At 61.6% G+C, this 5675-nt stretch carries 4 protein-coding genes and 1 pseudogene; 4 read left to right on the top strand and 1 reads right to left on the bottom strand.

The window, feature by feature from the left end; genetic code table 11:
* Positions 1-309: 309 nt before the first annotated feature.
* Positions 310-699: pseudogene (gene tnpA, locus ACFMO7_RS17435) on the bottom strand (IS200/IS605 family transposase).
* A 429-nt stretch (positions 700-1128) separates the two neighbouring features.
* Between tnpA and ACFMO7_RS17430 the strand changes: the two are divergent.
* The 4 genes from ACFMO7_RS17430 to ACFMO7_RS17415 all read left to right on the top strand — a co-directional run.
* Positions 1129-1374, top strand: coding sequence for a hypothetical protein (locus ACFMO7_RS17430; RefSeq protein WP_052889449.1), 246 nt, complete (start codon positions 1129-1131; stop codon positions 1372-1374).
* Positions 1375-1402: 28 nt separating this feature from the next.
* On the top strand, positions 1403-2485 hold the full coding sequence (locus ACFMO7_RS17425) for a hypothetical protein (protein ID WP_376796761.1): 1083 nt from the start codon (positions 1403-1405) through the stop codon (positions 2483-2485).
* Entirely contained in the window at positions 2479-3702 is a 1224-nt protein-coding gene (locus ACFMO7_RS17420; RefSeq protein ID WP_376796760.1) for a hypothetical protein, read from the top strand. Before ACFMO7_RS17425 ends, ACFMO7_RS17420 begins: the two co-directional genes overlap by 7 nt.
* Before the next feature lie 1359 nt (positions 3703-5061).
* Positions 5062-5675: AAA family ATPase (locus tag ACFMO7_RS17415; protein WP_376796759.1), on the top strand; the 614-nt coding region annotated here is incomplete at its 3' end.

Raw genomic sequence — 5675 nt, 5'->3', positions numbered from 1 at the left:
CGGGGGTACCCAGGTTTCTCGCCAGCCTTTACACGCCGGAAGAAAGCTGTAAATGCGCGGTCCAGATCGGCGACGACCACCTGGAGAACATGACTGTGGATATCCCTTGCATCTGGGGTAGTCGCTTTGAGTTCCTTGACCTTGCGGAGCTGCTCGACCTTGGAGATTGACCGGTGCTCGTTGGTCCAGGCATCCCGGCGCTCTGCCAGGAGGTCATTGTAGAACCGCCGACATGTTTCCACTGTATGAAGCAAGCGCTTTTTCTTGTACCTGACTAGGGGAGAGACGATAAACATACACCTTATACATTTATTTGTCTTTCTGCGACTCAATATATCGCTTTATCGTCTCCTGTGAGATGTTGCCTGCTGTAGCAGCGAAGTAGCTTCTCGTCCAGAGAGAAGGCAATGTAAGGAGATGCGGATAGGTAGCTCTCAGCTCGTGTGAGGTAATCCCCTTGACTTCCTTAACTACATCAGCTGCCGCTGTGGTCGGCCACACGCGGACAAACAAGTGAACGTGATCTGGCATGATCTCTCATGCAACAACCTCCCACCCCTGTTGTTCGCATTTGCGGTAAATCAACGCCGCTGCATCTCTTGCAACATCATCGACCAGTATAGGCTTACGCCGCTTGGGACAGAAGACCAAATGATACAGAATGAGGTGAACCCGGTGCTCATCGCGCTGATCCTCCATGTCGATAGTATACCACGTGTCGACGAGGAAATCAGCGGCTCAAGCCGCGGGGGAAGCCTGCCTTATCCCCCCAGGCTCAAGCCTGGGGGCTTGCGGCGGGCTAGCACTGGTCAGCCCCAGGACGCGGATGGCGCGCTCCGTTGGGCCACATCTGGAGTGCTCGAGCTGACCGAGTGTGACAGAACCGGCTCTTCCTCCTGTTGAGACCTGCTGCTCACAGGGCCTGTCTAGCTTTTTGCTCGTCTACTGAGACTGCTTCTCATAGCACGACTTGACAGGAGAAACACGTGTGACTATACTCCTTCTGTATTCACAGACTCGCGTGAATTCTGCGGCATCAAGGGAGCGGGCTGGCGGTCGACCAGCCCTCCTGTCCCCGCTCAGGTGTTCTCCCTGCGCGAGGCACGTGTGGACCTGGAGCACGAGCAGATGACTGCTTCTCACCTGACGCATGATCCAGAACGATTCCCGCTGCCTTTCCTGCTTCACTACCTGGAGCCAGTGAGCGAACGGGACGATGATCTCACCATTTCGGAGACGCCGTACCAGACCGGTCCTGATGGACCCACTCACACGGACTATCTGGACGACGAGGATATCTCTGGAGGGGCACCCACCAACACCGGGCAGCGAGCGGACTCGAATCCGCAGGAGGACGTGGAGGGATGGTGGTGAGGGGAAGACAAGGGACGGGGAGGACCTGATGGCTCGATCAACTGTGGTGATCCTCACTCGTGCGGAAGATGCTCATGCACCTCCGGTGATCCAGGAGCTCCGGCGGCATGGGGTACAGCCGGTCTGCCTGGATCTGGCTGATCTGCCGACGCGGCTGGCCCACGCTCCCCTGGTGGCCACGCTCAGCACTGATGCACGCCGCTGGGAAGGAACCTGTCGCTGTCCCCCAGGGGAGGCCTGGGAAATAGAGGAGGTGATCAGCGTCTGGTGGCGACGGCCTCGTTTCCCGCAGGCTGCTGGGGCCTATGCTCCACCTGTTCAGACCTTTATCCAGGACGAGACCACCCGTGGGTTCCTGGGAGTCCTGGCAGAACGACCTGTCGTGTTGGAGGCAGCGGGCCTGAACAGGGAGACAGAGCCAGCGGCCCATCGGCCTCGCTGGGGGCTCCGTCCGTGCTGGGTCAATCAGCGCGAGCGGCTCCAGGCCGCGGAGTATAAGCCGGCGCAGCTGCAGGCCGCAGCGCAGCTGGGATGGCGCATTCCCCGCACGCTGCTGACGACGGACCCGGCGGCGGCCCGAGCCTTTCTAGAGCAATGTCAGGGGAGAGTCATTTGCAAAGCGCTGGCGCGAGGTCTGTTGCCAGCAATGCCCCCTCTCTCAGAGACGCAGGTGATCTATACCCAGCGGGTCCTGCCTGAGCATACTGGTTGGCTGGAGGGAGTGCGAAGTGCTCCCACCCTCTTTCAGGAGGAGATTCCCAAGGCGCTGGAGCTCCGGGTGGTCGTGATGGGGCAGCAGGTCTTTGCCTTCGAGATCTATTCGCAAGCGTCCGAACGCACGCGTCTGGATTGGCGTCGCTGCTATACTGATCTCCGCTATGGACGGCGCCAGCTTTCCTCCGAAACCGAGCGGCGCGTGCTGGATGTGCTGCGTCACTTTCACCTGCAGTTTGCTGCATTGGATCTGATCGTTTCCCCCGAGGGAGAAGAAGTGTTCTTAGAGTTGAATCCTGCAGGTCAATGGTACTGGTTGGAACAACAGACGGGTGTCCCCCTCGCCGCGGCGATGGCCACTCTCTTAGCCTCGCCCGAGGAGGTGGGCTTGTGGTGAGAGAGGAGGAAAGCTGGAGGAGCCGCGAGCTCCGCCAGCAGCTCGTGGCGCACCTGCGGCACTGCGGGGTGCTGCAGTCAGCGCGGGTGGCTGCCGCTTTTGCCACGCTGCCACGCGAAGCATTTGTCTCTCACTGCTACGTGCGTACGGAAGACGGTCGAGGCTGGCAGTTCTGCCAGGCAGCGGCCTGCGGGCCCGAGCGCTGGCTGGAACTCGTCTATACCGATCAGGTGCTGGTCACGCGCCTGGATGGGGACTGGCCCAGCAGCTCCAGCTCCATGCCTTCCTATATGGCGCGCATGCTAGAGGCACTGGAGGTGCTGCCGGGCCAGCAGGTGTTGGAGATCGGGACGGGGACCGGTTACACGGCGGCGCTGCTGGCCTGGCTGACCGGAGAGCCTCGGCGCGTGGTCACTGTCGAGGTGGTGCCAGAGCTTGCAGCGCAGGCCCGAGCGGCGCTGCTGCGAACGGTGGGACCGGTCCGCGTGATCTGTGCCGATGGCTGGCTGGGCTATGCGGCAGCCGCGCCCTATGAGCGCTTGCTGGTGACAGCCAGTGCGGCCTCACTCTCGCTGGCCTGGTTGCGCCAACTGGCCCCAGGGGGACGCCTCGTCTTGCCGCTGCAAGGGGGGCTGCAGGAAGGACGGCTGCTCGTATTCGAGCGCACAGAGGCCGCTGCGACGGAGCCGAGCAGGCTCCAGGGAAGAGGACATTGCCTGCCGGAGCCGTGCGCCTTCATGCCCTTGACAGGGGAGCGCTTCTGCTTGCAGGCCCTTCATGAGCTGAGTCGCCAGCCGGCTCGCCAGTGGCGCGAGCTGGCTACAAGCCTGGTGCCCCAGGCCCTCCAGCAGTCTGCTGGACGATGGTGGCTGCAGTGGGCCACTGGGGCCGTTGGCACAGTGGGGCGCACGAGGGCAGGCCAGTGGATGGTGAATTGTTGGCAACCGCAGCAGCGCGCGCTGGTGCATCTGGAGGAGGAGACGGCATCTCAGTGGCTGGTGCGAGCGCATGGCAGTGAGGCGGCTCAGTGGTGGCAGCAGCTGGAGGCCGCGGCAGCCCAGTGGCAGGCCCTGGGGTGCCCGCCGCCAGAGGCCCTGGCACTCCGTTGGGAAGGTCCGACGTGCTGCTGGCAGCTGGGATCGGTGACCCTGCCCGTCGCCGTGCGAGCGGTGGGAGCTTCCGCCTCTTCCGAGGCGACAGCGCCAGGCGCCTCTTAGGCATCCTGCTGTGGGAGGAGAAACAGCGGTGGGTTCGGGAAGGAAGGAAGAGGGACACCTCCGCTGCGCTTCCTCCCCGGGAGCACGAGAGATGAGGTGTGTTCCACCTGGGTGTTGGGACCCCACGCCCAGGCAGTCCACCTGCTGGCTGCTGGTCTGGTAGTTGAGCCGCTGGTCTTCCAGCGGGTCCTTGGGGAACAGAGAGGGCACATCTTCCAGATATTGGCGCTGCCGGGAGGAAGGTGGTACGTCTGAGGGAGCGAGCGCATCGGGCAGGGCCGAGGCGACGGCGGCCCGAGCGCGGCGGCGTGTGAAGAGACGATGAAAGAGGGCCATGTGAGCGCTCCTTTCCAGATTCAGGATCTCTGTACATCTCCTCGTCAGGATGAGTAGCGCCTGCGCACGAGGGGGCGGTGCTGCTCGCTGGGCCTGCCGCTGCCCACAACGCGGACAGGACGGTGAGAGCGATGCCTGCCTGCGGGTACGGGTACAGGCAGGGCTGTGGTGCGGTGGCCATTGCCTTGTTTCCTCCTTTTGGCTCGATTGATGAAGGGAGGTCAGGGTTTCCGGTTGGGCTGCTCCTCCTGCCCTCCTTCGCGCTCAACCCAAATTCGAGAACTCCTTACCTGTTCACACGGTCCTGGCTCTTGGAGGAAGAGAGAAGATCGCCTCACCAAGGCGATGGTTGAAGCACCGGTCTCACTTGAGAGGAGAATCTTTATGGAGGTATCCTTTCCACCGTAGCATTTCCAATGAGATGAGCATCAGCAGAGAGGTGGCTCGCATGCGTGTGGTAGAAGGGAATAACGATCACTCTGCTCTTCCACCTTTGAGCTAGGGCCAGATGGCTTTCCTCGTCCGGGCCAGGTGGTGCGCTCCTTCCGGCAGCAAAAGGAGCGAGCCGATGGAAACGCTGGACGCAGGCTGATCTCGCTTCTGTCTTGGGAAGCCAGGGGCTGGTGGTTCGACTCCTGGAATGACAAGACTCTCGACGTACTGATCTGTGGAGAGAAGAACAGGGGCAGGCCAGGGCACACACCGCAGGCGTTGCGCAAAGACAGGCTGCAGGAGCAGGCGTGATCCTCTGCGTGTGCGATGTGCGCTCCGTGCTGGAACACCCAGGAGAGCCTGCCCGCGGATACACGATCTCTGTCTGGATGTTCCTGTCCGGGGGTCAGTCAACCGCTTTCTCCTCTCAGCCACCGCCTGGGCAGGAGGTCCCGGGAGGCGATCTGTTCCCAGGAAGAGAGCAGTGTCTCTCGACTCCGTGAACTCCCAGTGACTCGCAGAGGCTCTGAGAAGCATCCCCTCAAGGGAAGCTGCCTCCCCTGAAGTGAAGACACAAGAGGACGCACTCTGATGATTCTCCGAGGTATAGAAATTCATCAGTTCCTGTCCTTCTCCTCATTCATATGGAGAGATCTTGATGCTGGTTTGAATGTCATCGTTGGCCCAAACGGGAGCGGCAAAACGAACCTCGCTCGGGCGATTCAGGCGGTGTCTGACGTGCTGCTCAGGCCGCAGCAGGCGGCAAGCCGCTGGACAGGGGCCGGGTATCAGGGAGGTGCTGCGCAAGAGTGCAGCATTGCTCTAGAGGTTGAGTGGGAGAGCAGTGTTGAGCAGCATCTCATAGGGGCCTTCTTCGCCGCACTCCTGTGTGATCCGCAGGCGCTCCAGAACTCCAAAGCAGGAGGCGTATTAGCGCCGAGTCTTCCTGGTCTGCAGGCATATGATGCCTGGGTTTCCAGCCGTCTGCTCCAGGACCCATCTCGACTTGCCTGGTTCTACCGTGGGCTCCTGGTCCTCACCTATAGCGGGCAGGATGGGTGGCAGTGCTGCTATCGATCCTTGCCAGACGCTTCGCTGAGCTTTTCTCTGAATTTGAGCCAGGGAAGTTTCTTGTGTGGCCAGGCTCCTCCAGGAGGAGTCACAGGAAATTCCCTCTTCACGTGTTGGGTCTCCCAGCTCGCAGC

The organism is Thermogemmatispora sp., assembly GCF_042408735.1.
GTDB lineage: Bacteria > Chloroflexota > Ktedonobacteria > Ktedonobacterales > Ktedonobacteraceae > Thermogemmatispora.
The sequence above is the reverse complement of the archived record's forward strand: the minus strand, read 5'-3'. Positions and strand labels throughout refer to the sequence as shown.